26 protein-coding genes and 3 pseudogenes are annotated in these 26,061 nt (G+C 64.0%); 14 read left to right on the top strand and 15 right to left on the bottom strand.

Annotated features, from left to right (window positions below):
* Window position 1: 1 nt before the first annotated feature.
* The 5 genes from K6K41_RS13690 to K6K41_RS13710 form a co-directional block, all read right to left on the bottom strand.
* On the bottom strand, window positions 2–208 hold the full coding sequence (locus K6K41_RS13690) for a hypothetical protein (protein ID WP_261405477.1): 207 nt from the start codon (window positions 206–208) through the stop codon (window positions 2–4).
* 674 nt (window positions 209–882) lie between these two features.
* Window positions 883–1,155, bottom strand: coding sequence for a hypothetical protein (locus K6K41_RS13695; protein ID WP_261405478.1), 273 nt, complete (start codon window positions 1,153–1,155; stop codon window positions 883–885).
* Window positions 1,156–1,253: 98 nt separating this feature from the next.
* Window positions 1,254–1,745, bottom strand: coding sequence for a hypothetical protein (locus K6K41_RS13700; protein WP_261405479.1), 492 nt, complete (start codon window positions 1,743–1,745; stop codon window positions 1,254–1,256).
* Window positions 1,746–1,848: 103 nt separating this feature from the next.
* Window positions 1,849–2,064 carry a hypothetical protein gene (locus K6K41_RS13705; RefSeq protein ID WP_261405480.1) on the bottom strand — a complete coding sequence of 72 codons (216 nt, stop codon included), beginning with the start codon at window positions 2,062–2,064 and terminating at the stop codon, window positions 1,849–1,851.
* 86 nt (window positions 2,065–2,150) lie between these two features.
* Complete coding sequence (locus K6K41_RS13710; protein WP_261405481.1) at window positions 2,151–2,339, bottom strand: hypothetical protein; 189 nt, start codon at window positions 2,337–2,339, stop codon at window positions 2,151–2,153.
* A 342-nt stretch (window positions 2,340–2,681) separates the two neighbouring features.
* Between K6K41_RS13710 and K6K41_RS13715 the strand changes: the two genes are divergently transcribed.
* The 5 genes from K6K41_RS13715 to K6K41_RS13735 all read left to right on the top strand — a co-directional run bounded on the left by K6K41_RS13715 (window position 2,682) and on the right by K6K41_RS13735 (window position 6,746).
* Window positions 2,682–3,035 (top strand): hypothetical protein, encoded by a 354-nt coding sequence (locus K6K41_RS13715; RefSeq protein WP_261405482.1) that lies wholly within the window; start codon window positions 2,682–2,684, stop codon window positions 3,033–3,035.
* Window positions 3,036–3,647: 612 nt separating this feature from the next.
* On the top strand, window positions 3,648–3,893 hold the full coding sequence (locus K6K41_RS13720) for a hypothetical protein (protein ID WP_261405483.1): 246 nt from the start codon (window positions 3,648–3,650) through the stop codon (window positions 3,891–3,893).
* Window positions 3,894–3,963: 70 nt separating this feature from the next.
* A complete protein-coding gene (locus K6K41_RS13725; protein WP_261405484.1) occupies window positions 3,964–4,239 on the top strand; it encodes a hypothetical protein in 276 nt (91 codons plus the stop codon).
* A gap of 50 nt (window positions 4,240–4,289) precedes the next feature.
* Window positions 4,290–4,745 (top strand): response regulator, encoded by a 456-nt coding sequence (locus tag K6K41_RS13730; RefSeq protein WP_261405485.1) that lies wholly within the window; start codon window positions 4,290–4,292, stop codon window positions 4,743–4,745.
* Between the two features lie 1,335 nt (window positions 4,746–6,080).
* Window positions 6,081–6,746, top strand: a complete 666-nt coding sequence (locus K6K41_RS13735; RefSeq protein WP_261405486.1) for a helix-turn-helix domain-containing protein — start codon at window positions 6,081–6,083, stop codon at window positions 6,744–6,746.
* A 6-nt stretch (window positions 6,747–6,752) separates the two neighbouring features.
* Here K6K41_RS13735 and K6K41_RS13740 read toward each other — a convergent pair whose 3' ends face one another.
* The gene (locus tag K6K41_RS13740; protein WP_261405487.1) at window positions 6,753–7,145 is read right to left on the bottom strand and encodes a Rid family hydrolase; all 393 of its coding nucleotides are present in this window, start codon (window positions 7,143–7,145) and stop codon (window positions 6,753–6,755) included.
* Window positions 7,146–7,157: 12 nt separating this feature from the next.
* Complete coding sequence (locus tag K6K41_RS13745) at window positions 7,158–8,567, bottom strand: NAD(P)/FAD-dependent oxidoreductase (RefSeq protein ID WP_261405488.1); 1,410 nt, start codon at window positions 8,565–8,567, stop codon at window positions 7,158–7,160.
* Between the two features lie 220 nt (window positions 8,568–8,787).
* Here K6K41_RS13745 and glnT point away from each other — a divergent pair, with 220 nt between their 5' ends.
* From glnT to K6K41_RS13770, 5 genes and pseudogenes are all read left to right on the top strand, one after another.
* Window positions 8,788–10,041: a type III glutamate--ammonia ligase gene (gene glnT, locus K6K41_RS13750; protein ID WP_261405489.1), complete on the top strand. Its 1,254-nt coding sequence runs from the start codon at window positions 8,788–8,790 to the stop codon at window positions 10,039–10,041.
* Window positions 10,042–10,068: 27 nt separating this feature from the next.
* Window positions 10,069–10,967, top strand: a pseudogene (locus tag K6K41_RS13755) (class II glutamine amidotransferase).
* Window positions 10,964–11,650 (top strand): annotated as a pseudogene (locus K6K41_RS13760) (protein glxC). Before K6K41_RS13755 ends, K6K41_RS13760 begins: the two co-directional pseudogenes overlap by 4 nt.
* Window positions 11,650–12,983, top strand: a pseudogene (locus K6K41_RS13765) (FMN-binding glutamate synthase family protein). Before K6K41_RS13760 ends, K6K41_RS13765 begins: the two co-directional pseudogenes overlap by 1 nt.
* A 208-nt stretch (window positions 12,984–13,191) precedes the next feature.
* Complete coding sequence (locus K6K41_RS13770; RefSeq protein ID WP_261405490.1) at window positions 13,192–14,814, top strand: trimethylamine N-oxide permease; 1,623 nt, start codon at window positions 13,192–13,194, stop codon at window positions 14,812–14,814.
* Window positions 14,815–15,259: 445 nt separating this feature from the next.
* Here K6K41_RS13770 and K6K41_RS13775 read toward each other — a convergent pair whose 3' ends face one another.
* Complete coding sequence (locus tag K6K41_RS13775) at window positions 15,260–15,898, bottom strand: NrsF family protein (protein ID WP_261405491.1); 639 nt, start codon at window positions 15,896–15,898, stop codon at window positions 15,260–15,262.
* A complete protein-coding gene (locus K6K41_RS13780) occupies window positions 15,895–16,455 on the bottom strand; it encodes a sigma-70 family RNA polymerase sigma factor (protein ID WP_315855194.1) in 561 nt (186 codons plus the stop codon). Before K6K41_RS13780 ends, K6K41_RS13775 begins: the two co-directional genes overlap by 4 nt.
* Window positions 16,456–16,645: 190 nt before the next feature.
* Between K6K41_RS13780 and K6K41_RS13785 the strand changes: the two genes are divergently transcribed.
* The 3 genes from K6K41_RS13785 to K6K41_RS13795 all read left to right on the top strand — a co-directional run bounded on the left by K6K41_RS13785 (window position 16,646) and on the right by K6K41_RS13795 (window position 18,824).
* Window positions 16,646–17,203, top strand: a complete 558-nt coding sequence (locus tag K6K41_RS13785; protein WP_261405493.1) for a chlorite dismutase family protein — start codon at window positions 16,646–16,648, stop codon at window positions 17,201–17,203.
* Between the two features lie 261 nt (window positions 17,204–17,464).
* A complete protein-coding gene (locus tag K6K41_RS13790) occupies window positions 17,465–18,070 on the top strand; it encodes a DUF1223 domain-containing protein (RefSeq protein WP_261405494.1) in 606 nt (201 codons plus the stop codon).
* 43 nt (window positions 18,071–18,113) lie between these two features.
* Entirely contained in the window at window positions 18,114–18,824 is a 711-nt protein-coding gene (locus K6K41_RS13795; RefSeq protein WP_261405495.1) for a DUF1353 domain-containing protein, read from the top strand.
* A 9-nt stretch (window positions 18,825–18,833) separates the two neighbouring features.
* On the opposite strand, the gene K6K41_RS13800 is transcribed toward K6K41_RS13795, so the two are convergent.
* From K6K41_RS13800 to K6K41_RS13815, 4 genes are all read right to left on the bottom strand, one after another.
* Complete coding sequence (locus K6K41_RS13800; protein WP_261405496.1) at window positions 18,834–19,472, bottom strand: NrsF family protein; 639 nt, start codon at window positions 19,470–19,472, stop codon at window positions 18,834–18,836.
* A 53-nt stretch (window positions 19,473–19,525) separates the two neighbouring features.
* The gene (locus tag K6K41_RS13805; RefSeq protein ID WP_261405497.1) at window positions 19,526–20,626 is read right to left on the bottom strand and encodes a hypothetical protein; all 1,101 of its coding nucleotides are present in this window, start codon (window positions 20,624–20,626) and stop codon (window positions 19,526–19,528) included.
* A gap of 34 nt (window positions 20,627–20,660) precedes the next feature.
* Window positions 20,661–21,829 (bottom strand): IS3 family transposase gene (locus tag K6K41_RS13810; protein ID WP_261405498.1). Its coding sequence is split into 2 segments (ribosomal slippage): window positions 20,661–21,565 and window positions 21,565–21,829, totalling 1,170 coding nucleotides; the frame shifts between segments, so codons are not numbered across the junction.
* 402 nt (window positions 21,830–22,231) lie between these two features.
* Window positions 22,232–22,387 (bottom strand): hypothetical protein, encoded by a 156-nt coding sequence (locus K6K41_RS13815; protein WP_261405499.1) that lies wholly within the window; start codon window positions 22,385–22,387, stop codon window positions 22,232–22,234.
* A gap of 45 nt (window positions 22,388–22,432) precedes the next feature.
* Between K6K41_RS13815 and K6K41_RS13820 the strand changes: the two genes are divergently transcribed.
* Window positions 22,433–23,269, top strand: a complete 837-nt coding sequence (locus K6K41_RS13820) for an outer membrane protein (protein ID WP_315855196.1) — start codon at window positions 22,433–22,435, stop codon at window positions 23,267–23,269.
* Window positions 23,270–23,651: 382 nt separating this feature from the next.
* Here the strand turns inward: K6K41_RS13820 and K6K41_RS13825 are convergent, their stop codons facing one another.
* Both K6K41_RS13825 and K6K41_RS13830 read right to left on the bottom strand, forming a co-directional pair.
* Complete coding sequence (locus K6K41_RS13825; RefSeq protein ID WP_261405500.1) at window positions 23,652–25,205, bottom strand: ISL3 family transposase; 1,554 nt, start codon at window positions 25,203–25,205, stop codon at window positions 23,652–23,654.
* A gap of 188 nt (window positions 25,206–25,393) precedes the next feature.
* Window positions 25,394–25,684, bottom strand: a complete 291-nt coding sequence (locus tag K6K41_RS13830; RefSeq protein WP_261405501.1) for a hypothetical protein — start codon at window positions 25,682–25,684, stop codon at window positions 25,394–25,396.
* Window positions 25,685–26,061: the final 377 nt, after the last annotated feature.

Raw genomic sequence — 26,061 nt, forward strand, 5'->3', positions numbered from 1 at the left:
GTTAGATTCGCGCATCGACAGCAGCCCGCGTCTGCTTCCAAGCAACAAGCTCTTTTTCCAGACGGTCGAGGCGATCCTTGGCGTCCGTCGTATCGTATCCACGCGTCTCTAGCCGGAATATCGTCTCCATCAGAGACGACATCTGATCGAGCGTTGCGTCGATCTTGTCACTCACAAACGCGTAGTTATCGACCGAGCTGACCACCATGGCACGCCCTCCGAGTTCCGCTGCTACGAATCGTAGGGCGAAATTGGTCGTCAAGCAATCGACAGGCTAGCGATTCAGTTGTGTCATGGCCACCGGAACAACTTGGTTTGTTTGCCCGCCGCGGGCTGCGCCGCCCCTCGAACCACGACGGGTTCTGTGCGTCGACCGAAGAGGCGCAGGCCGGCTTATTTGGGAGTGTAAACGCAGAAAAAACCCCGCCGCGGCTGGGCCGGGCGGGGTCGAGGTTGACAGTTGGATCATGCAACCAGCCGGTGAAGTGGGGGAAGCTGACTGGTTGTCTGACCGCAATATTATACGCGCCTAGATAGCACTCGGATCGCCGTGGTACTCACAGAGCAGTGAACAAACCGGAATGTTCCGGTTGCGCAGGCGTTATCGAATTACGCGCAGTTGTATCAATCGAGTCAGGGTTGGCGCTCTTCGCAAGAGGGGAGCGCAGTTCTGCGGCCTGGTCAGTACGGCTTGTCCGGAATGACCGTTGGTGGGGCGTTTAACATCGACGTAAAACCGCCCCGCCGACCTCTCGGGCCAGCGGGGCGGGAGCTATTCGCTTCGAACTTGCAGACTGAACGCGCCTCTGCCGGGATGGTTCAGCGCCGGTGCTGAGTAAGTCCGATCTCAATCAACCATGGCGCTATCCAGTCGCATTGAGTTCACAGGCTCGTGTTCTCTATTTTAGCGTAGAGCAGGTCTGGAGGGACGTGCTCTGTAGCGAGCCCGTCGACACGGCCCGAACTGGTCGGCAGGCTCGCCTTCTTCTTTTTTTCCGAGAGTGCGGAGCAATGCTCACGATCGACGAGATTTCGTCTGAGTTTCAAGCGCAGAAGGCGGCCGCCGGACGGTTTGCTGGCCGACTGCAAAGAGCCATCGACGCGATCCACGAGGGGCGGATCGATCTCGATCTCGCTGATGCGCTGGATCGACACGCCATTCACCTTGAGCGTGGACGCAAACACGAGGCTCGATTTATTTACGCATGCATAGCGGCCGCAAGACTGCTTCGAACCGGTGACGACTTTTTCGCTTAACGGTTTAATGCTCGAACGGGGTTCAGGGCACCGCGCAGGTCGGCGGCCCGGCGCAGTAGGTCTCGATCCGTCGATGGTGGAACGCCGCCGCGATCGACAGCACGGTAAGCGCGAGAAACAGCGCCATCAGCCGTGAGCCGCGATGCTTGCGCACTCCACATGGACCACACCTGTTGCGCCGCGATCGTCAGCACGAAGCCGCGCGTGAGCGCATACTCGGTGTAGTTCTGCGCCGTCTTCACCGCTTGGATCATCTCCACCGAATGTTCGGTGTTCGAGGCCCGGACCAAGATCCACTTCGTCGCGTCGACCATCAGCCCGACGTCCATCGCCGCAATGAACGGCAGCAGCCACCAAAGCGTCGGCCGCGGCGGCGTCCGGCTTTCCCACGCCCAGAAGGCGCAGAACACCGCGCCAGTCGCGCAGATCATGAACAGCAGTGACTGGATCGCCGCGTAGACCCAGTAAGAGAATTTAACTTCCATCATTTGCGCTCCAACGCGGCCTCGAGCTTCAGGAGGGCCCGGCGAACCCTCTCCGAGCCCGCCATGGTCTCCTGCGCGATGCGGTCGATCATGCTGGTGATCCACTTCATCGAGCGCGCCCTCTCGGGAGCCCCTCGACCTTGTCGGCGAGGTCCTCGAGCGCCTTGGCGACGGCGAGATCCGCCGTCAGTCGTTCCCCTGCAATGCTGGAAAGGCGGTCGGTCGATCGGTCACCGACCGCGAAGAGTTTGTCCGACAGCGCCTCGATCCGCCGATCAGCGCGGTACTTTGCCCAGCCGAGATAGATCGCAACGATCGACACAACCGCGCCGCCGGGCCGAGCTGTTCGAACAGAAATCGGACGAAGTCCTGCACCAGTTTGCCGAGCTCGGTCATGGGCGCGCCGCCTCAGCCGATCGGCCGCGTGGTGTTGACCCGGCCGTTGACCGAGACGACCGCGCCGACTACGCCCCAAAGGACGCCAACGAGGGTGACGGCGGCGTTCCACCACTTCACCTGCTCGGGCGAGGCGAGATCGACCACGACGGGCGTGAGCGTCGGGAGCGCAGCGACCAGCGCGCCCGCGCTGGCGTTCACCGCCCCTGAGGATCGCCGCGGACTTGTACCAGGCAACGGGCTTCAGCGCGGCCGCGATCCGATCGTCGGTCACCACATCCGCCGCGATCTCGCGAGCCTTCGCCAGCTCCTTGCCGACGGTGACAGGTTTGCCGTGGGACGCCTGAACGATTGCGCTCGCGGCCGCATCGGCAACGACGTCGACGAGCTTGGGGCGGGTGATGGATTTGGACATAGCTGTCTCCATGGCGCGGGCAGAAAGGCCGGCGCGGGCGCGGTGGATAGATGTGAAAGCAGCGCGAGGCTTGATCAGAGCGGCGTCAGTTCCAGATGCCGGCGCAAGCACCGACCGAGGAGACCCAGATGAGAAGAGGTTCGCACGATACCGCGGCCGCGCTCGCCAACGCTCGGTTGATCGCCGCTACAGTTCAAAGCTTGCTGGAATTCGAGAGCGGACAGAGCCGCAGCTATAAATGCTGCGCGCCGCTCATTGCTGAGTTCGCGCAGTCTCTCCGAGGCGAGCGACGCGAAATGTACTCAGCTTGGGTATCGCTGAATTTAGCTATCGGAAGACGGCTCAAACACGGACCGATCAAGCGGACGGCCATGACCTGTAGCCAGACAGCGTTGAAAAAGATGATGTCTGAGGGCCGCTTCGTTCAAGGTCGAAGGGTGAGCTTCCAAGATCACGGCACCGACGCGTCGATCAGGCTATGATTTAAGATGAGCGCGACCGCTAGAATTCCCCTCTTCAGCCAACTCTTCACTAATTGCATTGCGGTGAATTGTCAGCAGTTCTACCGCAAACTCAGCGTTCATCAATGACACTCTCGCGCGATCTGTCAACTGTCCGCGAGCGTCGAGGGCTATGATTCGCGTCCGGTGATATGTCACTTCCCCTCGCATCTGGGCTAACTCCGCTTCAGCCTTCGCGAGGTCCGTCTTCGTAAATTTTGGCATCAGACGCAGGGCTCAGTTCTGCAACGGGTAAGCGGCCGAATCGCTCCCCAACGATCTGACCAACTTCATGCCGTCCGGAAGCCGCTAGGGGCATAACAGCGCCCGACGCCGTTTCATGGCGGGGGTCAGCGCGAAGCGGAACTATCTTACCTGATCACCCGCGAAAAAGCCCGACGCGTCGGGAGGAGCGCGCCGGGCTATCTCAAGCGGGTGACAGCGGTTGGGCTGCGCTATTGGATGCTATACGCGCGAGGGGCGTCTTCGTTCCAGGATGATACGTTCGGCGAGGTTCTCTGCGGCGAGCCACCCTAACGTCCATGCGGCGCGCGGGGCGATACCGTTGTGAGGGCAGCCTTCCGGAGCCACGCCATGCACGAAAGCGAGCTGTCCTTCCTCAAAATCGGACGCGAAAGCAGCGCGGTCGTTATCTGCCTTCAAACGGTATCCCTGAGTCGAAGAAGCCCGACGCGGGGCTATCGCGCCGGCTTCCACATGGCCTTCGGGCGGATCGAGGTTCCCGCCTTGCCTGCCAGACGCCCCAGCGCGATCATGGGTTCCCGATCCAGCAAAGAGCCGACGCTTGGGCGGATGCGCCAACGACCAGAATTAATGTGATTGAGTTGGCAATGCCGTCGGCTCGCTTGACGCGGCAGCCTGGCATCAGTCGCAAAAGTGTTTACGCACAATGCAATTGGGGATTGGCTTCATGGCTCAGGGCGCACATAAACCCATCACGGAACTGAGCATCATCGTCTACGAGTTTCACAACGACGGACGGGAGATCGTCCGAGGGACATTGGCAGCGCTCACCCGCCGCCTCGACAGCGCGATGCCAAAGGGGCGCAGCGCGCTCTTCGACCCGGCTTGGCGCGGCGCAAATGGCTTCGTAATCACCGATGGTCAGGGCAACGAGGTTGGCCGGTGGACGCAGCAGTTGGTTCGCGATCGTCCGCTGGCTTAGCAACGACTCCCGTTCGACTGCGTTGGGCTTCGTCAACCGGAGCGCAGTCAGTGTCCAGCCATGTTGCCCTTATCGCCGAAGATGACGCCATCACGCTTATGGCCGCCGCAGCGACTTTCCAGGACGCAGGCTACGAGGTTCTGGAAGCAGGCGACGCTCACGAAGCCTGGGACATCCTGTCCGGACGAGACAACGTTATTCTCCTGCTAACCGACATCGAGATGCCAGGCACGATGAACGGGCTCGAGCTTGCCAACAAGGTTCATAGGAGCTGGCCACACATAGAGATCATTGTTTGCTCCGGACGGGTGAAACCTGTTGACGGGGAGCTGCCCGAGCCGGTGATGTTCCTTGGAAAGCCCGTTGATTTGATGACGCTCCAGCAAAAGGCTCGCGAAACTGTCGAGGCCAAAGCCAACACCAGACTTTTGGCCGAAGGCTTTGCCGGTAAGGATCGTGCAGTTTCAGGGCCGGACGATTTCGAAGAGGCCCAGTCGCCGACCTGAGACGCCAGCCGAACGCCGAGGAATCATGCCCACGCTGCACGAGTACGAAGTCGCCTTCAACGAGGGCGGATCCGACAACGTCAGGAAACTCATTCAGCGACAGAATGCGACTGACGCTGACACGCGACGCGAGGTTGATCGGCTAGAAGACGCTGGCTGGAACATCGACCGGCGCGAGACAAGCGCGTCAGGCGGCGAACTTGGGAATGTCCGGTTTGTACGGCCTCGCCACACACAATGACATAGCCGTCTTCGCGCATTGCTCTGCCGATCACGGGAGCACGTTCGCCAGCGATCACTTGGCCTGCGGTACCTGCCGTAGCCGATACCGCGGTCCGAGCAAATATGACCACGAAAAAAGACAACCGCCGCCGCTTGCCACCTTTTGGACCAGGTCCCTATCGGATGGTGAGGACGCGGTCAGTGGCGAACGAATGGAAGATCGTTCACACTGACAGCGGCGAGCAGGTGACGATCGTCGGCGGCCGTGCGTATGGTCTCACACGATTGCAAGCGGTCGATCTTCTCCGACGCCTTATGCCGTTTCAATAAGGTGCGTCGGGTTCAATGGGCTCGCCGATCTGCAACGGAACGATCGGCGAGCCTTTGGGACTGCCCCCCAGCAGGTTCCCGGACCTAAATATCAAAAGCTCAAGCGACGAAAAAGCCCGACGCGTGCTGACGTGCGCGCCGGGCTTCTTTCGCGTCAGCGGGCGGGGTGGGATCCGCTGCCTTCCATAGACGCGCGGGCGGCAGCATAGTTCCCAGTCAGTGCGGCCGGGCGAGGACGGGAATGAACCACCCGGCCGCTGCTCGCCACGACCCAGCGAAGGTCACGAAGCAAGCGACGCTGGGGTAGCACGTCGTCTCCGAAAAAGCCTGACGCGTTAGGGGAGGCTAGGGTAGCGCGGAATTACCTCCAGTCCGCTTACCGGTGTCCGAACCGTGGCCCAAAATAAGCTTGGTCCGCTTTGCCTGGCCATCGGCTACAGAAATCATCCATGACATCTTTCAAAAAGCCGTTGTGCGATAGTCCGCTTATTGATCGTACGGTAAAGCGCGCTACTCACAGGCTTCGGCCGAACTAGGTGTTCGCGGGTGACCCTTTGCGGACGTCCAGTAAGTCCGCTCCAGGGTGGCTTCGCGCAAGATGATCGAACACCGCAGATGCGAGCGACGAGGCCGCGCCTATCGAGAGGGCGTGTTGAGCGACCCATCCTCAGAGCTACGAAATAATCTCACCCGCGCGGGCGCGGACGCGCGCAGCTTCAGGAATTAAAGTAGGCTGATCTGCTAATCGATCGCAGTGGCTTCCCATGCGCAATGCGGAATTAGATGGCTGATCGCAAAAACTTGACCTCCCAAAAGAGCCGGTCGGAGATGGTTGCCGCCGAAAAGGCGGCTGTCGAGAAAGCGGAAGTCGCAACCGCGGTCGTGCCAATCGATCACCGTGCTGGAGGAGCGATCCGAGAGCACCGTCTGGAGCGCTCTTTAACGCTCGCTGAACTGTCCTCCGCAGCCGGTATGTCGGTCGCGATGCTAAGCCGGATCGAGAACGGCCAGTCCGCAGCGAGCTTGGAGGTGATCGAAAGGGTCTGCGCGGCTCTGGGCGTCGACATGTCCACGTTGTTTCGTGCAATCGAGGACACCGCCGGCTCCGCACAACTCTTGAAGGCCGGCGAACAGATGGAGGTCGTGCGGACCGGCACGAAGCACGGCCACACCTACCGCCTGCTGTCCTATCACAAAGGCCCGAGAAAGATCTTCGAGCCGTTCTTCATCGAGATGGACAAGCTGAGCGAGGTCTATCCCCGCTTCCAGCATCCAGGAACTGAGTTCATCTACATGCTCAGCGGACGGATGGAGTACCGTTTCGGGGATAAGACGTTCTTAGTCGAGCCAGGAGACGCTTTCACGTTCTCCGGCTCGGTCATCCACGGTCCAGAAACATTGCTCGATGAGCACATCCGGTTCCTTGCAGTCATCATATACGCGGAGTGATGACGCTCAAGTTTTCAGGGCATAAGCCTCGATCTCAACCAACTGCCAAGGCCGCAGCATCGAGGTGACCTGCACCAGGGTCGAGGCGGGCCGGACCTTGTCGAAAGCCTCGAGATGGGCCTTCGCGACCCCGTCAGCGTCGCTTATGTCACGCACGTAAACCACCGTGCGCACGACGTCCGAGAGCTCCGCTCCCGCCTTCCTGAGCGCGTTCTCGATGGTCAGAAGCGCCGCCTCGGTTTGTTCGAAGGCCCCGAGCTTTTCATGGCTTATGGGAGCGCAGGTGCCAGACACGTGGATCTGGTTACCGAAGGCGACGGCGCGCGAGTAGCCGAAGACGCTCTCGTAGGGACCGCCGGACGAGATGTTCACGCGCAGGTTCGGATTGGAAGTCGTCATTGGTCGTCTCCTTCACAGGTTGGCGGCGTCGCGGATGCGATACCAAGTCTCGACGGCCGGCACGGCGTGCTTGGCCACGAAGTGGAAGGGATGGCTGGGGAACCCGAGATCGCTGAACGCGCTCTGGCCCTCTGGGCGTGACAGCAACTGCAGGGCGATCTTTCGGCCGAAGTGGGTGGACCGTGATACACCGGTGCCGCAGTAGCCCATGGCGTAGTGCACGCCGTCGGGTGAACGCCCGAGATGCGGAAACTCGTCGAACGTGTAGCCGATCAGGCCGCTCCAGGCGTGCGTCACTGGCACGTGCTCAAGATCCGGAAATGTGTCCAGCAGATCCCTGGCGAGATGCTGGAACGATGCCGCCGATCCCTCGCGCGCAACATGGCTCGAGCGTCCTCCCCAGAGGATCCGGTTTTCGCCGGGCGCGGGCCTGAAATAGAAGAAGACCCTGTTGGAGTTGCCATAGACGCGACGCTTGGGCATCGCGGCCTCGAATCGATCCTGCGGGATGTGGCCGGTGGCGATCTGCGACGAGGCGATCGGGACGATGCGTCTGGAGAAGTAGCCGCCGACGCCTTTCGTGTAGCCGTTGGTCGCCACAATCACGTCGCGAGCCCTGACGTCGAACCCATCGAAGCGGACGAGGTGCCCGGACCCGCTCGAGACGATGTCGCGGACCGGCGCGTTACCCGCGATCAGCGCTCCGGCGTCCCGCGCCCGGCTCAGAAGCCCGGCGTGATAGCGGCCGGGATGGATCGAGGCGTCCTGCGGCAGCACCGCCCCGCCGTGGAAGCGATCGCTGCCGATCTCGGATCCCTGCTCGCCCTTCGGGACCATGCCGAATTCGACCCCGGCGAACCGGTGGAGATCCGACATGTCTCGGGCCATCGCCTCGTAATGCTCCGGGCGCATCGCGCCGCGGAACCGGCCGCACCGTTCGAAGGAGCAGTCGATGTTTTCGTCGCGAACGAGGCGTTCGATGCCATCGAGCATCTCGACGCCTTCGTGCAGAAGCTCGACCGCCTTTTTCTCTCCCTTCATCTCGATCAAGGTTCGGACACGGAACTTCTGGTTCCCGCTGCCGACCTGCCCGCCGTTCCGGGTGCTGGCGCCGTAGCCCGGCACGCCCGCGTCCACGACGAGCACCCCGCGCCCCGCGCGCGCCAGGACCAGCGCTGCGGATAGACCTGAAAATCCTGCACCGACGACCAGCACATCGACTTGGCGCGGTACGGCGTCGAACCCTGCGGTCGGTGGCTTCGCGGCGTCCCACCAGAATGGTTCAGTTTCAAACTGGCCCTTGCCTTCGCCCTTGGCCAAAAGTCCAACGGTCATCTCAAGGCGCTGGTTTGACATGGTTTTTCCGCGATTCAACGGGTCGCCGAAGGCTTTTTGTTTTCTTCTGATACAAATTTGTTGCATTAGACGCAACACGGGAATTAGGGTGCGTTCAACGCGGCAATCAATAGCCGCCTACAATGGGGAGCCTTGGATGAAGCCGATCGACTACATGGGAGGAACGTTATCTCCCGGCTGCATGAAACTCCCGAAAGTCTAGATCTCGAAAGCGCCAAGAATTTCTGAATGAGCACGCGCCGTCAGTTCGTTAGACTTGCTCGCTCAGTTCGTAGACATCCACGGCGTGGCGAAAAGCAAGTCCGTACCCGTCCAGCACCTGGAGGGACTTCTGAGCGAGGGCGCAGGGTTCGCCGGCGCCGGAGCTTGGGGTCTCGGAATGGCTCCGCATGAGGCCGAGTACATGGTCGTCTGCGACTTGGACACGCTGACGCTGACGCCGTGGGCGCCCGGCTATGCCCGGATGATGGGAACTGGTCAGGTCAAGGGCGAGGCGCATGCGGTCGACACCCGCAACGTACTGAAGCGGCAGGTCGAGCGGCTCGCGGACCGCGGCTGGACTCTGAACACAGGCGTCGAACCGGAGTTCATCCTTGTCCGGCGCTCGGCTGACGGTCAGGTTTCCGTCTTCGACGAGACCGACACGCTCGCCAAGCCCGCCTACGACTACCGCGGGCTGATGCGGGGACGCAGCTTCCTGGAGAGGATCACCGCCGCGCTTCAGGCCGTAGGGGTGGACGTCTACCAAATCGATCACGAGGACGCGAACGGCCAGTACGAGATCAACTTCAAGTACGCCGACGCCCTGAAGTCGGCCGACCAGATCATCCTGTTCAAGATGGCGGCGGCCGAGATCGCCCACGAGCTGGGCGCGATCTGCTCGTTCATGCCGAAGCCCCGGAGCAATGCGACCGGCAGCGGCATGCATATCCACTGCTCGATTGCGGATGCGGACGGCAAGAACATCTTCCATGACAAAACCGACCCTCGCGGTCTCGGCCTGAGCAAGCTCGCCTACCACTTCCTGGGCGGCGTGATGGAGCACGCAAAGGCGCTCACCGCTCTGCTCGCTCCGACGGTGAATTCCTACAAGCGCCTCGTCGTCGGCCAGAACGCCTCCGGCACGACCTGGGCTCCCGTCTTCATCGCCTACGGCGACAACAACCGGACCGCCATGGTCCGCGTGCCTTATGGGCGGCTAGAACTGCGGACCGGCGACAGCGCGATGAACCCCTATCTCGCGAGCGCGGCGCTGATCGCGGCAGGCCTCGACGGCGTCGAGCGCGAGCTCGATCCCGGTGAGCCCCACAACGTCAACTTCTACGGTCTCTCGTCCGGGGAAGTCGCAGATCTGGGCGTGGAGGTCCTGCCGCAGACGCTCGGTCAGGCGCTCGACGCGCTCGAGGCCGACGAACTGTTCTCGCGGACGCTCGGTGAGCGCGTCGTCGGCGAGTTCCTGAAAATCAAACGGGCGGAATGGGGCGAGTATTGCCGTCACGTCTCTCAATGGGAAGTCGAGAGATACCTCAGCTTTTACTGATCATCGGTCCTCTTCTGGAGCCAAATTATGTGTGGAATTGCTGGCCTGTTCTTGAAGAATGGCCGACTTGAAAATGAACTCGGGTCACTGCTCGCGACCATGACCTCGTCCTTGTGCGAGCGTGGCCGGACTCCGCTGGGTTCGCCCTGTACACGACCGGGGCCGCCGACGGCGTCAAGCTCACGGTGACGACCGGAGCCTCGGCCGACCTCGAGCGGGTCGGGGCGGAGCTCGGGCGCGCGATCCAAGCCGCCGTGAAGGCCAACGTACGCTATACGCATGCCACTTTCGCCATCCCCGCCGACAAGGCGGACCAGGCTCGCGCATGGCTGACCGAGAACACACCTGACGTATCGATCGTCAGCGAAGGCCGTCGCCTGGAGATCTACAAGGAGGTCGGCTACCCGACCGAGGTAGGGAAGAAGTTCGACCTCAATTCGATCGGCGGCACCCACGCCATCGCCCACACCCGCATGGCGACGGAGTCGGCCGTGACGACCAACGGCGCGCACCCGTTCTCGACGGGTCGCGACCAGTGCCTCGTGCACAACGGCTCGCTGTCGAACCATGCCTCGCTGCGGCGCGAGCTGCGCAAGGACGGAATCCGCATCGAGACCGCCAACGACACCGAAGTCGCCGCCGGCTACATCAGCCGTGAGCTCCGTCGCGGCCGCAGTCTCGGCGACGCGCTCGAGTCGAGCCTGTCGGACCTCGACGGCTTCTTCACCTTCGTGGTGGGGACCGAGAACGGCTTCGGCGTCCTGCGCGACCCGATCGCCTGCAAGCCGGCGGTCATGGCCGAAACCGACGACTACGTCGGCTTCGCCTCCGAATATCGGAGCCTGACGTGCCTGCCCGGCATCGCCCAGGCTCGGCTCTTCGAGCCAAAGCCCGCCACGCCCTACTTTTGGGAGAGCCGCCAGTGAGGTCGATCGATCTTTCCGTCACGCCGCTGCGTGAGCTGAACGCCGAACTGCAGGCCCTGCAAGAGGGCGCAAATGAAACCCAGTGGCGCATCGAGAACCCGTTCGGCTTCCACGCCATCGCGGTGGGCGTCGCCGCCCCGATCGACATCGAGATCGCAGGCCCTGTCGGCTACTTCTGCGCTGGCATGAACAAGCACGCCCGCGTGCTGATCGACGGAAACGCAGGTCAGGGCGTCGGCGAACATGATGTCGGGCACGATCCAGGTGAAAGGCGACGCCGCGCAGTCGGCGGGAGCGACCGGCCGAGGCGGACTGCTTCTGATCGAGGGCAACGCCGGCGCGCGCTGCGGCATTTCGATGAAGGGCGTCGACATCGTCGTGAAGGGCGAGATCGGCCACCTGTCGGCCTTCATGGGCCAGAAGGGCCGCCTCGTTTGCTTCGGTGACGCCGGCGAAGCTTTGGGCGACTCGATCTATGAGCGCGCCTTTACGTGAAGGGCAAGGTCGCGAGCCTCGGCGCGGACTGCGTCGAGAAGGAAATGCGCGACGAACACAGACACGAGCTGTTCGAGCTGCTGAAGCAGGCTGGCGAGAACGGCTCGATCGATGTCTCCGAATTCCGCCGCTACGGGTCCGCCCGCAAGCTTTACAACTTCCACGTCGACAACGCGGGTGCGTACTGATGACCGCTCATGAGCGTCACTGGGGCGCGACCCTGCCTCGCCAGTCCGCGACCTTCGACCAGCACACGCTTGCCGAGATCCGCCGCGCGGCCGCGACCGGAATCTATGACATCCGGGGCGGCGGAGCGAAGCGAAAGGTCCCCCATTTCGACGACCTGCTTTTCCTCGGCGCCTCGATGTCGCGCTATCCGCTCGAAGGCTACCGCGAGAGGTGCGACACGAGCGTCACCCTCGGAACGCGTTTCGCCAAGAAACCGATCAAGCTCGACATCCCGATCACCATTGCGGGCATGAGCTTCGGCGCTCTGTCGGCACAGGCGAAGGAGGCGCTGGGTCGCGGCGCCTCAATCGCCGGCACGTCGACGACGACGGGCGACGGCGGCATGACACCGGAGGAGCGCGGGCAGTCCAAGACCCTCGTCTACCAATACCTGCCGTCCCGCTACGGCATGAACCTGGATGACCTGCGCAAGGCCGACGCGATCGAGATCGTCATCGGCCAGGGCGCCAAGCCAGGCGGCGGCGGAATGCTGCTCGGCCAGAAGATCTCTGACCGCGTCGCGGAGATGAGGTCGCTGCCGAAGGGAATCGATCAGCGCTCGGCCTGCCGCCACCCGGACTGGACCGGCGCGGACGACCTCGAGATCAAGATCCTCGAACTGCGCGAGCTGACGGGGGTGGGAGAAGCCCATACCTCAAGGTCGGCGCCAGCCGTCCGCAGTACGACGTCGCGCTTGCCGTAAAAGCCGGCGCCGACGTCGTCGTACTGGACGGCATGCAGGGAGGGACCGCCGCGACCCAAGACGTGTTCATCGAGCACGTCGGCATTCCGATCCTGTCGGCGATCCGCCCGGCGGTGAAAGCGCTCCAGGACCTCAACATGCACCGGAAGGTGCAACTGATTGTCTCCGGCGGCATCCGCAACGGCGCTGACGTCGCCAAAGCCATGGCTCTGGGCGCGGACGCGGTCGCAATCGGCACGGCGGCGATGGTCGCGCTTGGCGACAATGACCCGCATTTCGAGGCGGAATATCAGAAGCTGGGCTCGACCGCCGGCGCCTATGACGACTGGCACGAGGGGCGTGATCCGGCCGGCATCACGACTCAGGATCCGGAACTTTCCTCCCGGCTAGATCCGGTCGCTGCCGGCCGGCGGCTCGCCAATTACCTCAAGGTCATGGCGCTCGAAGCGCAGACGATCGCCCGCGCTTGCGGGAAGAGCAGTCTGCACAATCTTGAGCCCGAAGACCTGGTGGCGCTGACAATTGAAGCGTCCGCGATGGCTCAGGTGCCGCTCGCGGGCACCACCTGGATCCCGGGATCGTCATTCTGAACACATGACTGCGAGGGCGGCCCGAAAGGCCGCCTTCGCTTTTAGGCAGGCCGCCAACCATTCCCCGTTTGTCTGATATGCAAATTAATTGCATGCTGAACAAATACTGGTAGCCTTCCCGTGCTCGCGCGTAATGCGCCCCGGAGAGGGCGGAGTAGAGCAATGATCTCAAAGTAACGCTGGCCTACTGTCCGGCGGAGGAGAGGAAATGAGCAACGCGGACGAAGTTTCGCGATCGGGGGCTGCTGTCTTGAGCGATCCTTTGATTTCTAGCAGTGAAGGGCATCAACTCCATCGGTCGATCACATGGAAAGATGCGTTCTGGGTGGCAAGCGGCGTTCCGGCGCTCGTGTTGTTCTCGATCGGCGGCCTGGCGGCGACGGTCGGCGCGCCGTCTTGGCTGTGTTGGACGGCGTCGGTGATTTTTGGGTTCCTGCAGGCCTTCGTCTATGCCGAGATCGCAGGCCTGTTCCCAGGCAAGTCCGGTGGCGCGTCGGTCTACGGCGCGGCAGCGTGGGTGCGTTACTCGAAGATCGTCGCGCCTCTGTCGCTCTGGTCGAACTGGCTCGCCTGGACGCCGGTGCTAACAGTCGGATCGACGATCGCCGCAGCCTACATCCTTACGTCGCTGTTCGGCCCTGACGCCGCGATCAACACCCAGAAGCTGACGCTCCTGGACCTCGGCTTCCTGAAGCAGGGACTTGAGATCAGGATCAACGGCACGTCGATCGTCGCGACGGTCCTCATGCTCCTTACCTTCGCGGTCCAGCACAAGGGCATCCTCGGGACCGCGCGCATTCAGTTCATCATCGCGGTAGTGGCGCTGACGCCGCTTCTGCTGATTGGCATCGTGCCGTTCTTCACCGGCGACATCGCCGTCTCGCACTTCCAGCCCTTCGTTCCGATCTCGGGCGCCTGGGACAAGGCGGGCTGGACACTGTTTCTTGGCGGCATCTACATGGCGGCCTGGTCGTCCTACGCATTCGAAACCGCCGTCTGCTACACGCGCGAATTCCGCGATCCAAAGACCGACACCTTCAAGGCGATCTTCTGGTCGGGCGTCCTGTGCGTCGCTGCCTACACCCTCATCCCGCTTGCCTTCCAGGGCGCGCTCGGCACGGAAGGCGTGGCGTCGCCAGGGATCGTCGACGGGTCGGGCGTCGCCGGCGCGATGGCGGGAATGGTCGGCGGCGGCGCGACGGTCGGGAACATCCTGATCGCCATGCTCGTCCTGTCCCTGCTGCTGGGCGTGTCGACCTCGATGGCAGGTTCGTCTCGCACGCTCTACCAGGGTTCCGTCGACGGTTGGCTTCCGAAGTATCTCAGCCACGTCAACCACCACGGCGCACCGACCAGGGCGATGTGGACCGACCTCGGCTTCAACGTCGTGCTGCTGACCTTGTCGGACTCCCTGTTCGTCCTCGCGGTGTCGAACATCTGCTACCTGGTCTTCATCTTCCTCAATCTGCATGCGGGGTGGATCCACAGGATCGACAACGCGCATGTCGAGCGCCCCTACCGTTGCCCGAACTGGCTGATGGTCGTGGGGTTCATTCTTGCCTATGTGAACGCCTTCATGCTCGGGGCGGGCGCGAACGTCTGGGGTCCGGGGACACTCATGACGGGCGTGTTCGCGTTGGCGATCATCCTGCCAGTCTTCTGGTATCGGCACTACGTCGTGGACAAGGGCAGCTTCCCGCAGGCGATGCTCAAAGATCTCCATATGACCGACGGCGTTCTCTCGGCGCCCAAGGCCGGGCTGCTGCCTTACGCGGCCCTTGCCGCCGGTGTGCTGATCGTCTTCAGCGCAAACTCCTACTTCCACGGCTGACGACAAAGATCGGGCTGGCCCCGACGCCTCCGGCTCCTCTCAATTCTGTCAGGGAACTTGAGCTGCTCCGTCACCGGAGCAGCTCTTTTTGGGCACAGTTCTCCACAACTCAAAGATTTCGGAACTTCGGGAAACATGACGCGTCGCGCAGGAGCTATCAGTACGCCTTCATGCCACAGCTTCTTCGGGGGTAAGGTCCACAGTCGGGGCTCGATCTCAGGTCCGCTATTTGGCTGAGCCTTGGTGTCTGGTGTTGGCGCTTCGCGGCTTTGAGCGCGGTTGAGCCGTTGCCGACAGCCAAAATGTCCGCGTTTCCAACGAGTAAGTCGCATCTCGAGCTGAATGCATCGAGACACTCGCGCTCTTGGCATTATAAAGACCGATCCGGCGGCTCCGCACGAAAGCGGCGGGGTAGTCAATCTTGAGAAACTTCGCCGATCTTCAGTCACCAGCGGAGCATGCGGGCACCCGCCGCGGAGCCGATCACAGTCATGAGGGCGACGGCCAGCGAATACCACACCGCCAGGAACAGTGGAGAATCGTCTGGACAGTGCATGGCGTAGAATGTTGCGCCGACGGCTCCAGCTAGAAGGCCGGCGGCGGCTCCGAGCGCGCCGGGAGAGTTGGGCGCGCCGCGTCTGAGAGCGATCAGTATGACGGCGAGCGGGACGGCGGAGATGATCGGCACGCAAGCGAGGCATAGGAGCGCGTTCCGGCCGACCGTCCGGCTCCACCAGAGGGCGCTCGGGGTCACGGCCAGTTCGACCACCACCGTGATCGCGAAGACCACAACCGCGCCGATGAGCGCGATTCGCGCAGCGCCAAGTCGAGCGCCGGGCCGGGCCAGCCGCATTACGAGTAGGCCGGCGCTCGCGACGAATGATCCCGTGATGACGAACTTCAGCGGATAGCGGATCGCCGCGAACGCGGGGTCGACCGGCGGCCTCGCGCCCAAGAGAGTCCACGTCGCGAAACCCGCGAAGACAGCGGCTAAGGCGACCGCCGCGGCAACCGCCGGCAGAAGCCGCTTCCGCGGGGCGTCCGCGTCCAGCGCTATCGTCCTGATCAGATCCTCCGTCCTCATTTGCGAAAACTCCTATAGGCGTCGGCCAAAGCCGACAGACCGCGATGAAGCGCGACCCTTACGGCGCCTTCGCTCATGTCGAGGTCTTTCGCCGTTTCGCGGATCTCCTTTCCGTCGATCGAGATCGCCTTAACCACCGCGTGTTGTTTGCCCTTAAGAACGGAGATCAGCCTACTAGCCTCATCCGGTCGCAATCCCTCGTCTTCAGGTTCCGTCGGCAAGGTTTCCGCAAAGTCGTCGATCGGAACATGGATGCGTCGCCCTCGGCGGCGGAGCGCGTCTATGATCTTGTTGCGTGCGATCGCCGCCGCCCATCGCCCGACAGGCTGCCCCTCATCCCAGGTGCCGCGCTTGAGATGGATCGCAAGCAGCGTCTCCTGGACCACGTCCTCGACATCGGCCGAGCCGAAGCCCCATGCCGACGCCCGGCTTCGCGCCACGCTCCGGATGAAAGGCGCCAGAGCCGCCAGAAGCCGCTCATATGCAGCGGCGTCGCCTGCGATCCCCGCTTTCATCCAAGCGATCCAATCGCTTTCAGCCGCCTTTCCGCCGATCATCCGCCCTCAATACGTTGGGGTAAGCGCCTTCGTTACGCGGAATGACAGGGTCAGGCGCCCGTCCACGGCTCATGAATGTAACGAATCCGCTCTGGTCTGCGAAAGTTACCTGAGAGCACAAGCCTTTAGGGATGTCCCAAAGCCGCACCCTGCGAGCCGACGGGACGGCCATGAACCAGAAGGGACGGCCATGTCCGGATCCACACGTGTGAGCTTCATCGGCGGTGCATCGGGCCCATGGCGCGTGGAGCGCATCGAAGCGATCGCTGGCGCCGCGCTCCCTCCTGTTCGTTTCGTCGATGTCGTCACGGTCGAGCCCGGCGCGCCGAAGCCGCCGGGCGAGTGGGTCCTGACCGGCGCGACCAGCAATACCCGCTACACGACGCGGATTGAGACGTCGGCGCTCACTGCGAAGCAGGAGCCGCTGGGCCGATCTGACGCTACCCTCGCAGCGTTGATACCAATCCGAAAATCCCCGTCTTGGTGGAGCCTCGCGCAAGACGAGCGTCGGTCGATCTTCGAGGCGCAGTCGCGGCATATCGCGATCGGCCTCGACTATCTTCCCGCGATCGCACGCCGGCTACATCATGCCCGCGATCTCGGGGAACCATTCGATTTCCTGACCTGGTTCGAATTCCGGCCTGAAGACGAAGCCGACTTCGATGCTCTGGTCGCGCGTTTGCGCGACATCCCGGAATGGTCGTTCGTCGAGCGCGAAGTCGACATCCGGCTACGGCGCCCTGATTGATCCGGCCGGCGATGCCATCGTGCGACCCGCGTAACGATCCGGATCCCTCGAGCGTAATCGATCGTGTAGCCGGCGGCGGAGGCCGGTCCCGATCGGTCGCGACGATCCTTGTCCTGGCCGAAGGCTACGGGTGAGCGCGTCCGGCGCGCGCCGCCCGTCACTCTGGTCAGGAGCTTGACGATGGGTGGACGCTCGCTTGCCGCAGCCCTCGCTATGGCCCTTCTTGGCGCATCTCACGCTGCGCGCGCCGAGCAGCCTATCGTGGTCGAACTGTTCACGAGCCAGGGCTGCTCGTCCTGTCCGCCCGCCAACGCCAATCTGATCCAGCTCGCCGACCGGCGCGATGTGCTGGCTCTCAGCTATTCCGTGACCTATTGGGATCGGCTCGGCTGGAAGGACAGTTTCGGCAAGGCCGAGTTCACGCGCCGGCAGGCCGACTACGTGCCGAAGCTCGGCCTGGACGGCCCGTTCACGCCCCACATGGTGGTCGACGGACGCTTCAGCGCGGTCGGCCAGGATCTGAACGAGGTGCTCGGCCTTGTCGCGCGCGCCGGCGACCGACGCGGGCCCGAGGTCGAAATCTCGGCTGGCAAGGTCGCGATCGGCGCCGGAACGCCGCAGCTGGGCGGAGCCGACGTCTGGCTGGTGCGGTTCGATCCGAACACGGTGCGCGTCGCGGTGGGGCGCGGCGAGAATTCGGGCCGCACCCTGCCGCACGCGCATGTGGTCCACGAACTGCGCCGGCTGGGCGGGTGGACCGGCGAGGCGGCGACGCTGCCGCTGCCCCCGGCCGTCGACAAGCTGCAGACCGCGATCCTCGTCCAGGCCAGAGACGGCGGACCGATCGTGGCCGCCGCGCGTCGATGACCTGAAGACACAGGATCTCTAAAACAGCGCGAAGGGGCCTTGCATGACCGTGCGCGCCCTTGGCCTTACGGCCATCATCTGCACCGTTTGGGCCTTGCCGGCCTCCGCTCAGTTCACCGGGGATCTGGCGTTCGACCCCGACGGCTGCATGGCGGAGCGAAAATGCATCCTGCGGTCGCCGCTGCTGTTTATCGACGGCGCCAAGCGGACATGGCGGGCCGAGGCCGGCGATGTCACGGACGGGGCGAGCATACCGGACTGGGCGCAGAGCATTATCGGAGGCCCATGGGACGAAGCCTACCTGAAAGCGGCCGTGCTTCACGACCACTATTGCGACAGGCGGACGGCGTCCTGGGGCGACACGCACCTGATGTTCTACGAGGCGCTGATCGAACTCGGCGTGAGCGTCTATAAGTCGAAGCTGATGTATTACGCCGTCTATGTAGGCGGGCCGCGCTGGATCGACATGGTCGCGCCGACCTGCGGCGACGGCTCGGGGGCGCCATGTGCCGACGGCCAGCAGCCTACGATGAAACGCATCGGCGAGATCGTCCGGGGCGAGCGCTACGACCGCTTGGACATGCGCGCGGAGATGGCCGAAGTCTCGGCCCGCATGGACGCGGACCCGGACATGTCGCTCGAGGACCTTCGTTCGATGGCTGCGAAGAACCATCCCGAGGATCCGTTTCTCAAGCAGGACGGGCCGGTCCGGGCGGGCGAGCCGGCGGATCGTTTCATGCGCTCGATGAGGTGACGCGCCGGCCTACCATCTCAGCAGGCGAGACCCCGCAAGCGCGCCGGCGGCCGTGACCAACCCGATCGCGATCATGTACCAAATGGCGACGAAGAGCGGCGAATCGTCGGGACAGCTCGTGGCGTAGACCATCGCCGCCATCGCGCCAGCCAGCAGCCCGGCGGCCGCCCCGGTCAGGGCGGGCGAGGCCGGCGCACCGCGTCGAAGCGCCGTCAGCAGCGCGACGAGGGCCGGCGCGGCAAGCAGCGGAATGTGCGTCAAGCAGACCGTTGACATGGTCCCGACGGCGCGCGTCGTCCATCGATCCGCGGGCGTGACCAGCAATTCGATCGCGACCGAGACCAGCAGCGGCATGGCGGCCGCCGCGAGCGCGAGACCCTCGGCGGCGCCGGCCCGGCCGGGTCTGGAAAGCCGCAGAGCGATAGCCGCGGCCGCGAGCGCGAACCCCGCCATCAGCGCGAATTTCAGAGGGAAGCGCACGCTCCCAAAAGCTTCGACGATGTCTGGGCGGATGGAGAGCCGCATCGCGAACACGGCCGCCGCGCCGGCCGCGCCGAGCAGCAGCGCGCCCGCGACGGCGCGTCCGACCCTCCTCGGGGGAGAGCCCGCATCCGCGACGAGCGCGTCAATGAGCTGGGTCGTGAACATCCTGTCTTGGTTACGCGACGGCCAGCTCAAGCGTTACGTTCGGGATCTTCGACCTAGGGTGGAGGCCGGGTCGGCAGGAACCGGTAGATCCGCCAGGCGCCGGGACGTTCGTTCAGCAACTCGAAGGCCGGGTCTTTGGCGAAGGCGCCGGACGCCCACGCGCCGTCGGCGGCGGTGACTACGATGACACTGCAGTCGTGCGGCTCGAACAGCGCGTGCACGGCAGAGGCCGAAGCTGTTCCATCGAAGACGGCGCGGAACTCCGTGTCCGTGCGATCGACCTCTTCGGCCGACTTCCCCGAGAACGGACGCGCGAACTCCCATCCGGCGTAGCAGGAGCGCCGGTCGGAGAGGAGCGCCCATGAGATGTTGATCGGGTGCTGCGTCATGTCCGCAAACAAGCCCGGATTGCTGGCGATCCGCTCGGTTAGGCCGGAGTGCGCCCGCGCCTCGCGCCAGAGTTCGGGAGACCGGGCGAATGCGGCCGCGGAGCCGGACGGACGAGCCGCGAGATCGTCGCGGAAGAAGAAGAACCCGCCATAGGCTCCGGCGAGAACGCAGGCGATCGCAAGCATCGATGGTACGGCCTTTGTCGGGCGAGCTGTCCAGCGCGACAGGCCTGCGGCCGCGAAGGCCGCGAGCACGAGCGTTCCGGGCAGGACCGCGCGCCAGCCAAGATCGTTGTTGAGGATTTTGCTCACGAGCAGCCAGGAGACCGCGAATGAGGCTGCGGCGCCGAGCGCGAGGACCGTCGCGACGCGCCTCCGCCCCGGATCGCCGCCGGCTGTGGCGAGCGCCGCCGCAAGCGCCGCCACGCCAATCGGAAAGGTCGCGGGCAGGTCGACCGGGAGCTGCACGGGCCAGAACCCGATCAGGTCGAGCGGGCGCCGGATCGCGTCTGCGACGGACGGGCCGAACACCTCGTAGGCGTGGAACGCGACAGGCGGTCCGCCGCTCCGCTCCGCCGCCGCCCGCGCCTGTTCAATCAAGATCGGCGAGGCCGCCGCCAGCGCGATCCCGAGCGCCAGGGCCGCGCGGGCGATCAAGCGGCCTCTTCGTTCCGAGACGGCCGCCGCATAGAAGCCCGCCATCGCGGCCGCGAGCGCGAACGTCACGCCGCCGACCCAGATCGAGCTGCCAAACGCAGCGGCCACTGGCCGGCCCCCATCGAGTGGTCCGGTTGCAATGTTAGTTCATGAGCGGCGCTGACGCGATGGTTGGTGTGGCCGGCGGAGCTGGTCGGGGTTGCGCAGCCGGCCATAGCGCGACCTCGGGCGCGGGCGGTCTGTAGCCGAGCGCCGAGTGCGGCCGGACGGCGTTGTAATGCCGTCGCCAGCCTTCGATCACGGCTTTGGCCTCGGCGAGCGAGTAGAAGATCTCGCCGTTGAGAAGCTCGTCGCGTAGCCGGGCGTTGAAGCTCTCGCAGTAGCCGTTCTCCCAGGGACTGCCAGGCTCGATGAAGGCGGTCCGGGAGCCAACGGCCACGATCCACTCGCGGACGGCCTTGGCGGCGAACTCCGGGCCGTTGTCCGATCGGATGTGGCCCGGCGCGCCGCGCAGGACGAACAGGTCCGACAGGACGTCGATGACGTCGGTCGACCGGAGCCTCCGCCCGATCCGGATCGCAATGCATTCGCGCGTGAACTCGTCGATCACGTTGAGCATCCTGAACTTGCGGCCGTCGTGCGTGCGATCCTCGACGAAGTCGTAGGACCAGACGTGGTTCGGCCGCTCCGGCCGCAGCCGCAGGCACGAACCGTCGTTGAACCAGAGCCGCCCTCGCTTGGGTTGTTTCTGCGGGACCTTTAGCCCCTCCCGTCTCCAGATCCGCTCGACCCGCTTCAGGTTCACGGCCCAGCCGGCGGAGCGCAGCAGGGCTGCGATCCGCCGGTAGCCGTAGCGGCCATACTGGACGGCGAGCGCAACGATGTCGGCGGTCAGCGCCGCTTCATCGTCCGGCCGCATAGGGACCTTCCGCTGCGTAGAGCGGTGCTGGCCGAGCACGAGGCAGGCCCGACGCTCCGTCACACCGAGCTTGCTCACCACACGATCCACGCAGTCGCGACGACGGGCGGGGCTGATCAGTTTCCCCTTGCCGCCTCCGCCAGGATCATCTTGTCCAGCGTCAGGTCCGACACCGCGCGTCGAAGCCGGGCGTTCTCAGCCTCAAGCTCCTTCAGGCGCTTCACTTGATCGCCCTTCAGCCCGCCATACTCAGTGCGCCAGCGATAGAACGTGACTTCGGTCACGCCGATCGAACGGATCGCTTCAGCGACCGGCCGCCCTTGTGCCGTAAGAACCTCAACCTGCCGCAGCTTCGCGACGATCTCTTCGGGTGCGTGCCTCTTCCTCGGCATCGTTCAGTCCTCCACATGGCCAAAAGCCATACATCAGGGAGGACCACTTCCCAGGGGGCAGACCAAACCCGCGATGATTTTCCCTCGTTTCGACGCGCCTACTTAACCTCGCCCTGCTTTTGCTCATCGGCGGGATCCTTGTACGGGCCTTCAGGTCGCTTCTCGTGACGCTCGTCGGGGCCGTTCGTTGCCCCACTTTTCGTGCGCTTCCTGTCGAATTCCTCGATATCCAGATTTTGAGCGGGCCGATCGACTGGGCTGTCGGACCTAACGTGTTTGCCCGTTTCGTCGGACCTTAACGGAGGCACGTTCGTGTTTGTCATCAATCGCTCCTATCGCCTCGTCGCTCAGTAAAAATAGGTTGCCTGACTGTCTGATGCGGCCTCGACGCATCTGCGTGGCCTAGCCAGGGTTCACCGTAGGTCCGCCCTGCGGCAGCGGTTCAGTCACCTCATCCTTGTTGAGCAAGAGAGCGGAGGCTCCGACCGCAAGCGCCACGACGAAGGCCAGCATGAAGGCAAGTGGCTTCCATTTGGTCTGAGACTTCTGCTCGATCATTCTCGGCTCCTTACGCATTCGAGAGCTAAGCGCTTGGAGCCACGCGTGGTTCCGACAGTGCGCGTGTTTCGGGCGGACCAGAAAGGCGGCAACTCAAAGGACACACCGATACCAAACATGCGGCTACAACTTGACGGCAATGGGATACCCGGGGATCTATCCGATCAGTTGAGTAGCGGTCCGGCGCATCCGGCAAAATTCTTAGAGTTTTCAAACATGAAGTCGAAGCTTGCTCTCATCGGCGGCGCGCTGCTGCTGTCGACGTCGGCCTACGCGGCAGACCTCCCCATGGAAGCCGCTCCGGCAATCGTGGCGGTCCCGTCCTTCAGCTGGACCGGCGGCTATGTCGGCGCCCAGGTCGGATACGCCTGGGGCGACGCCAACTTCCGCGCGGCCGGCGGCAGCCTCAGCGCCAAGCCCAAGGGTTGGATGGTCGGCGGCTATGCTGGTTACAACATTCAGCTCGACAACTCGCCGCTCGTGCTCGGCATCGAGACTGACTTCAACTGGGCCGACATCGACCGCACGCGCGGCGCGTTCGGCGCGTCCGCGAAGACCCAGACCGACTGGACCGGCGCCACTCGCGCTCGCGTCGGCTTCGCTGTCGACCGCGTCCTCTTCTATGCAGCGGGCGGCGTCGCTTATGCGGATCGCGAAGTGAAGGTCCGCGCCGGTCGGCTTGGCGCCAAGGACAACAAGACTGCGGTCGGTTGGACGATCGGCGGCGGCGTCGAGTCGGCTGTGACCGACAACGTCGTGGTCCGCGCTGAGTATCGCTACACCGATCTCGGCAAGGACACCTTCCGCCTGGCCGGCGTTCCGGTCCGCAGCAAGTACGAGCACCGCGTGATGGCGGGCGTCGCCTACAAGTTCGGCTGGTAACGGCTAGCCGACGTTCGAACGAACCCGTTGTTGGTTCGTTGGTCCCGCAAGTTCGATGCGAAGAGCTCCCGCCCCGCTGGCCCATAAAGGTCGGCGGGGCGGTTTTCGCTTCAAGCCTGCGAGTTGATCTCGGCCAACGGCTCCTCACCATCCATCAGCAATGTGATGTGAGCCTCGACAAACGCTCTATTGAGTTCAAGGAGCCGCAAAGACGCCTGGGCCACTGCGGTGGCGCCCTGCCGGGCGTGAAGCCGCTCCAAAGCCTTCCGCTGCCTCTCAATGCGCCTATCGAGATCTGCGAGCTGTCAATCGGCGCTGAACTTTGACCCCTTATCGGCGTCCAATGTTGGGTCTGACGCATTTTCGATGATGCGCGACGGGATCATCCGGCACCAATAAGGCGGGCCTCGAGCAGGTCGAGCTTGGCGCGACCGTACATCTGGCGCTTGATGAGCTTGAGCTTTGTGATCTGGCCCTCGGTCTGTCCGTTGGACCAGGGCTCGCCCAGGGCCGCTCGGACGGCGGCTTGGTCCCGGACCACGCCACGCGTAAATGAGCCGAGCAGGCTGGGCGAAGCGTCTGCGATCCAGGGATCGAGCTCCTGCGCGGCGTGGCGCCGGACCATCGCGTGGAAGCGGTCGAGCAGGACGCGCGCCTTCGCAAGTTCCGGCGCTGCCGCTTCGATCGACGCGACGAGGATCGCGTCGCCTTTGGTGAGCCGGTCGCGTTCAATCGTCATCGCCTTGGCGATGGTCTTCGCCGACGGCGCCCGTTGCAGTTGGCGAAGGCCTTTGGCTTCCGACCTCCTGCGTCTGGTCGCCCATTCTGTCACGACGCGGAGAGAGCCCTGGAAGCCGCGCCGCCGAAGACGCCGCCACAGCTCTGCGCCGTTGGCGCAGCCTTCGGTCCATTCGGCGGCCAGGACCGGCAACCAGGCTTCGAGCGAGCTTTGTCGCGTTCGGAAGGCGTCGCCGTGCTCGCCACGCAGGATCCTACGCACCGTGCCGCGTGCGAGCGCCGCCCGCCGGGCGATCGCCTTGATCGACAGTCCCTCGCGCGCCATGCTGAGAACGGCTTCGTCGGCTCTCGCGCGGCGCAGATAGCCCTCATACTGCAGCCGCTCCGCGACCGTCAGCAGCTTCGGATCGATGCGCGTCGCGCCGAGCGTCCGGCGGATCGGCGTCATGGCGGCGCGGACGGCGTTTAGGAAGGCGGCGCTGGCGTTCTCCATCAGATGCCAGCGGTCCGCGACCTGGACGGCATGGGGCAGAACTCGCGCCGCCGCCTCGCCATAGCCTCCTCCGCGGTCGCGGGCGACGACGGCGATACCGGAATGATCGCCGAGCCACGCAGCGACGGTCGCGATCTCTCGATCAGGCAACAGAGCGACAGGACGCCGGCGTTCGAGATCGACGACGATTGATCCGTAGCGGCAGTTGCGCCGGAACGCCCAGTCATCGACACCGACGACGCGCAGCGGAGCGTCTGGCCTCATCGTTCGCCTTCGCACGACCCTCAGCAGCGTGTCGTTGCTGACCGGCAGCATGAGCCGCCGGGCGAGGCCGGCTCCCGGCCGCCCACCCAGCGCAAGGCCCAGATGATGGACAACGGTCTCCAGCCGCTCGACCCGGCGGGCTCCACGCCCCAGGACACCGGCGAAGGGCTCGCCGAAGATCCGGCGCGGGCACCGCGCCTGCTCACAGACAAACCGCCGCGCCGTCAGGCGTAGCCGAACGGGACGCCCACCGAAGGGTAGGTCCGCGACCCGGCGGACATAGCGGCTGTGGATCCGCCGCGCTGGCGAAGAGCAGAGAGGGCACCGGGCGATCACCGCCGGCGATCGGACGCAAACCTCGATCGCGTCCGCTTCAACCGTCACCCGGTCCACGATAAGACCGGCCGGCGCCAACGCGTTCGTTCGAAAGCCAAAGGCCATGACGGTCCTCCTCCGCAAGGGAGGCGAAAGCCACCAGCCAACTTCATCGAGAATGAGTCAGACCCAAAATTGGACGCCGATCCCCCGACCTACGGGGTCAAAATTCCACGCCGGATCACACACCACAAACGTGGACGGACATATCCACGTGTATGCTCAGCGCGATTGAGGGCTAGCCCCGCCTCCCTTTAAAGTGGCGACGACACACTCGGCACACCTACGCCCACCATCGAGGCAGTGACCTCGGTGAGCCGCACGTTGATCAGCTTCATGATCATCGCCGAATGGTCCTGAGATCCGACGATCGACCGCGCTTCGCGATGGAGCTTTTGAAGCGCGTCGTACCTGTCGGAGGCGCTTCCCCCGACCGCTTCGATATAAGCGTCCAGTGCTTGGGCGCACGTGCGCCTGCCCTCGTCCCCGTCCGCCCAGGCGGCAACAGCAAAGACCGCAAGCGTCCCATCGATGTCAGCGGCCATTGCCGGCAGTGTCCCCGCGAAGTTTTGGGGACCGTATCTGACTGCCCTCAGCGTCGCCAGCGCAGCAAAAAGCCCGACGCACGGTGACGGGCGCGTCGGGCTCTTCAAGGCGAAACGATACGGGGAGGTACGTTTCGAGAGCTATACGCGCGAGCGATGTGATCGGTTCCGGGGCGCTGGATGAGGCCCGCCGAGAGGAATCGGGGGAAACCCTCGGCGGGCCCGCGGGACGCTCTCTCCCTAGCTCGTTTCGGCGAGAAACTTCTATCAGGGCGCGCATGAAAAAGCCCGACGCATGGGACGCATCGGAGCGATTATGTAGCTCGCAAACAGACTGCCGGCTGACTGTCGGATGACAGGTTCGTGAACCCCACCTG

The organism is Chenggangzhangella methanolivorans (assembly GCF_019797865.1).
GTDB lineage: Bacteria > Pseudomonadota > Alphaproteobacteria > Rhizobiales > Methylopilaceae > Methylopila > Methylopila methanolivorans.

Bases quoted from the DNA above. Each gene is read 5' to 3' on its own strand.
- K6K41_RS13690 (WP_261405477.1), bottom strand. From the start codon at position 208: ATGGTGGTCAGCTCGGTCGATAACTACGCGTTTGTGAGTGACAAGATC.
- K6K41_RS13700 (WP_261405479.1), bottom strand. From the start codon at position 1,745: ATGATGGAAGTTAAATTCTCTTACTGGGTCTACGCGGCGATCCAGTCA.
- K6K41_RS13715 (WP_261405482.1), top strand. From the start codon at position 2,682: ATGAGAAGAGGTTCGCACGATACCGCGGCCGCGCTCGCCAACGCTCGG.
- K6K41_RS13720 (WP_261405483.1), top strand. From the start codon at position 3,648: ATGCACGAAAGCGAGCTGTCCTTCCTCAAAATCGGACGCGAAAGCAGC.
- K6K41_RS13725 (WP_261405484.1), top strand. From the start codon at position 3,964: ATGCAATTGGGGATTGGCTTCATGGCTCAGGGCGCACATAAACCCATC.
- K6K41_RS13735 (WP_261405486.1), top strand. From the start codon at position 6,081: ATGGCTGATCGCAAAAACTTGACCTCCCAAAAGAGCCGGTCGGAGATG.
- K6K41_RS13740 (WP_261405487.1), bottom strand. From the start codon at position 7,145: ATGACGACTTCCAATCCGAACCTGCGCGTGAACATCTCGTCCGGCGGT.
- K6K41_RS13745 (WP_261405488.1), bottom strand. From the start codon at position 8,567: ATGCAACAAATTTGTATCAGAAGAAAACAAAAAGCCTTCGGCGACCCG.
- K6K41_RS13770 (WP_261405490.1), top strand. From the start codon at position 13,192: ATGAGCAACGCGGACGAAGTTTCGCGATCGGGGGCTGCTGTCTTGAGC.
- K6K41_RS13775 (WP_261405491.1), bottom strand. From the start codon at position 15,898: ATGAGGACGGAGGATCTGATCAGGACGATAGCGCTGGACGCGGACGCC.
- K6K41_RS13780 (WP_315855194.1), bottom strand. From the start codon at position 16,455: ATGATCGGCGGAAAGGCGGCTGAAAGCGATTGGATCGCTTGGATGAAA.
- K6K41_RS13785 (WP_261405493.1), top strand. From the start codon at position 16,646: ATGTCCGGATCCACACGTGTGAGCTTCATCGGCGGTGCATCGGGCCCA.
- K6K41_RS13795 (WP_261405495.1), top strand. From the start codon at position 18,114: ATGACCGTGCGCGCCCTTGGCCTTACGGCCATCATCTGCACCGTTTGG.
- K6K41_RS13800 (WP_261405496.1), bottom strand. From the start codon at position 19,472: ATGTTCACGACCCAGCTCATTGACGCGCTCGTCGCGGATGCGGGCTCT.
- K6K41_RS13815 (WP_261405499.1), bottom strand. From the start codon at position 22,387: ATGATCGAGCAGAAGTCTCAGACCAAATGGAAGCCACTTGCCTTCATG.
- K6K41_RS13825 (WP_261405500.1), bottom strand. From the start codon at position 25,205: ATGGCCTTTGGCTTTCGAACGAACGCGTTGGCGCCGGCCGGTCTTATC.
- K6K41_RS13830 (WP_261405501.1), bottom strand. From the start codon at position 25,684: ATGGCCGCTGACATCGATGGGACGCTTGCGGTCTTTGCTGTTGCCGCC.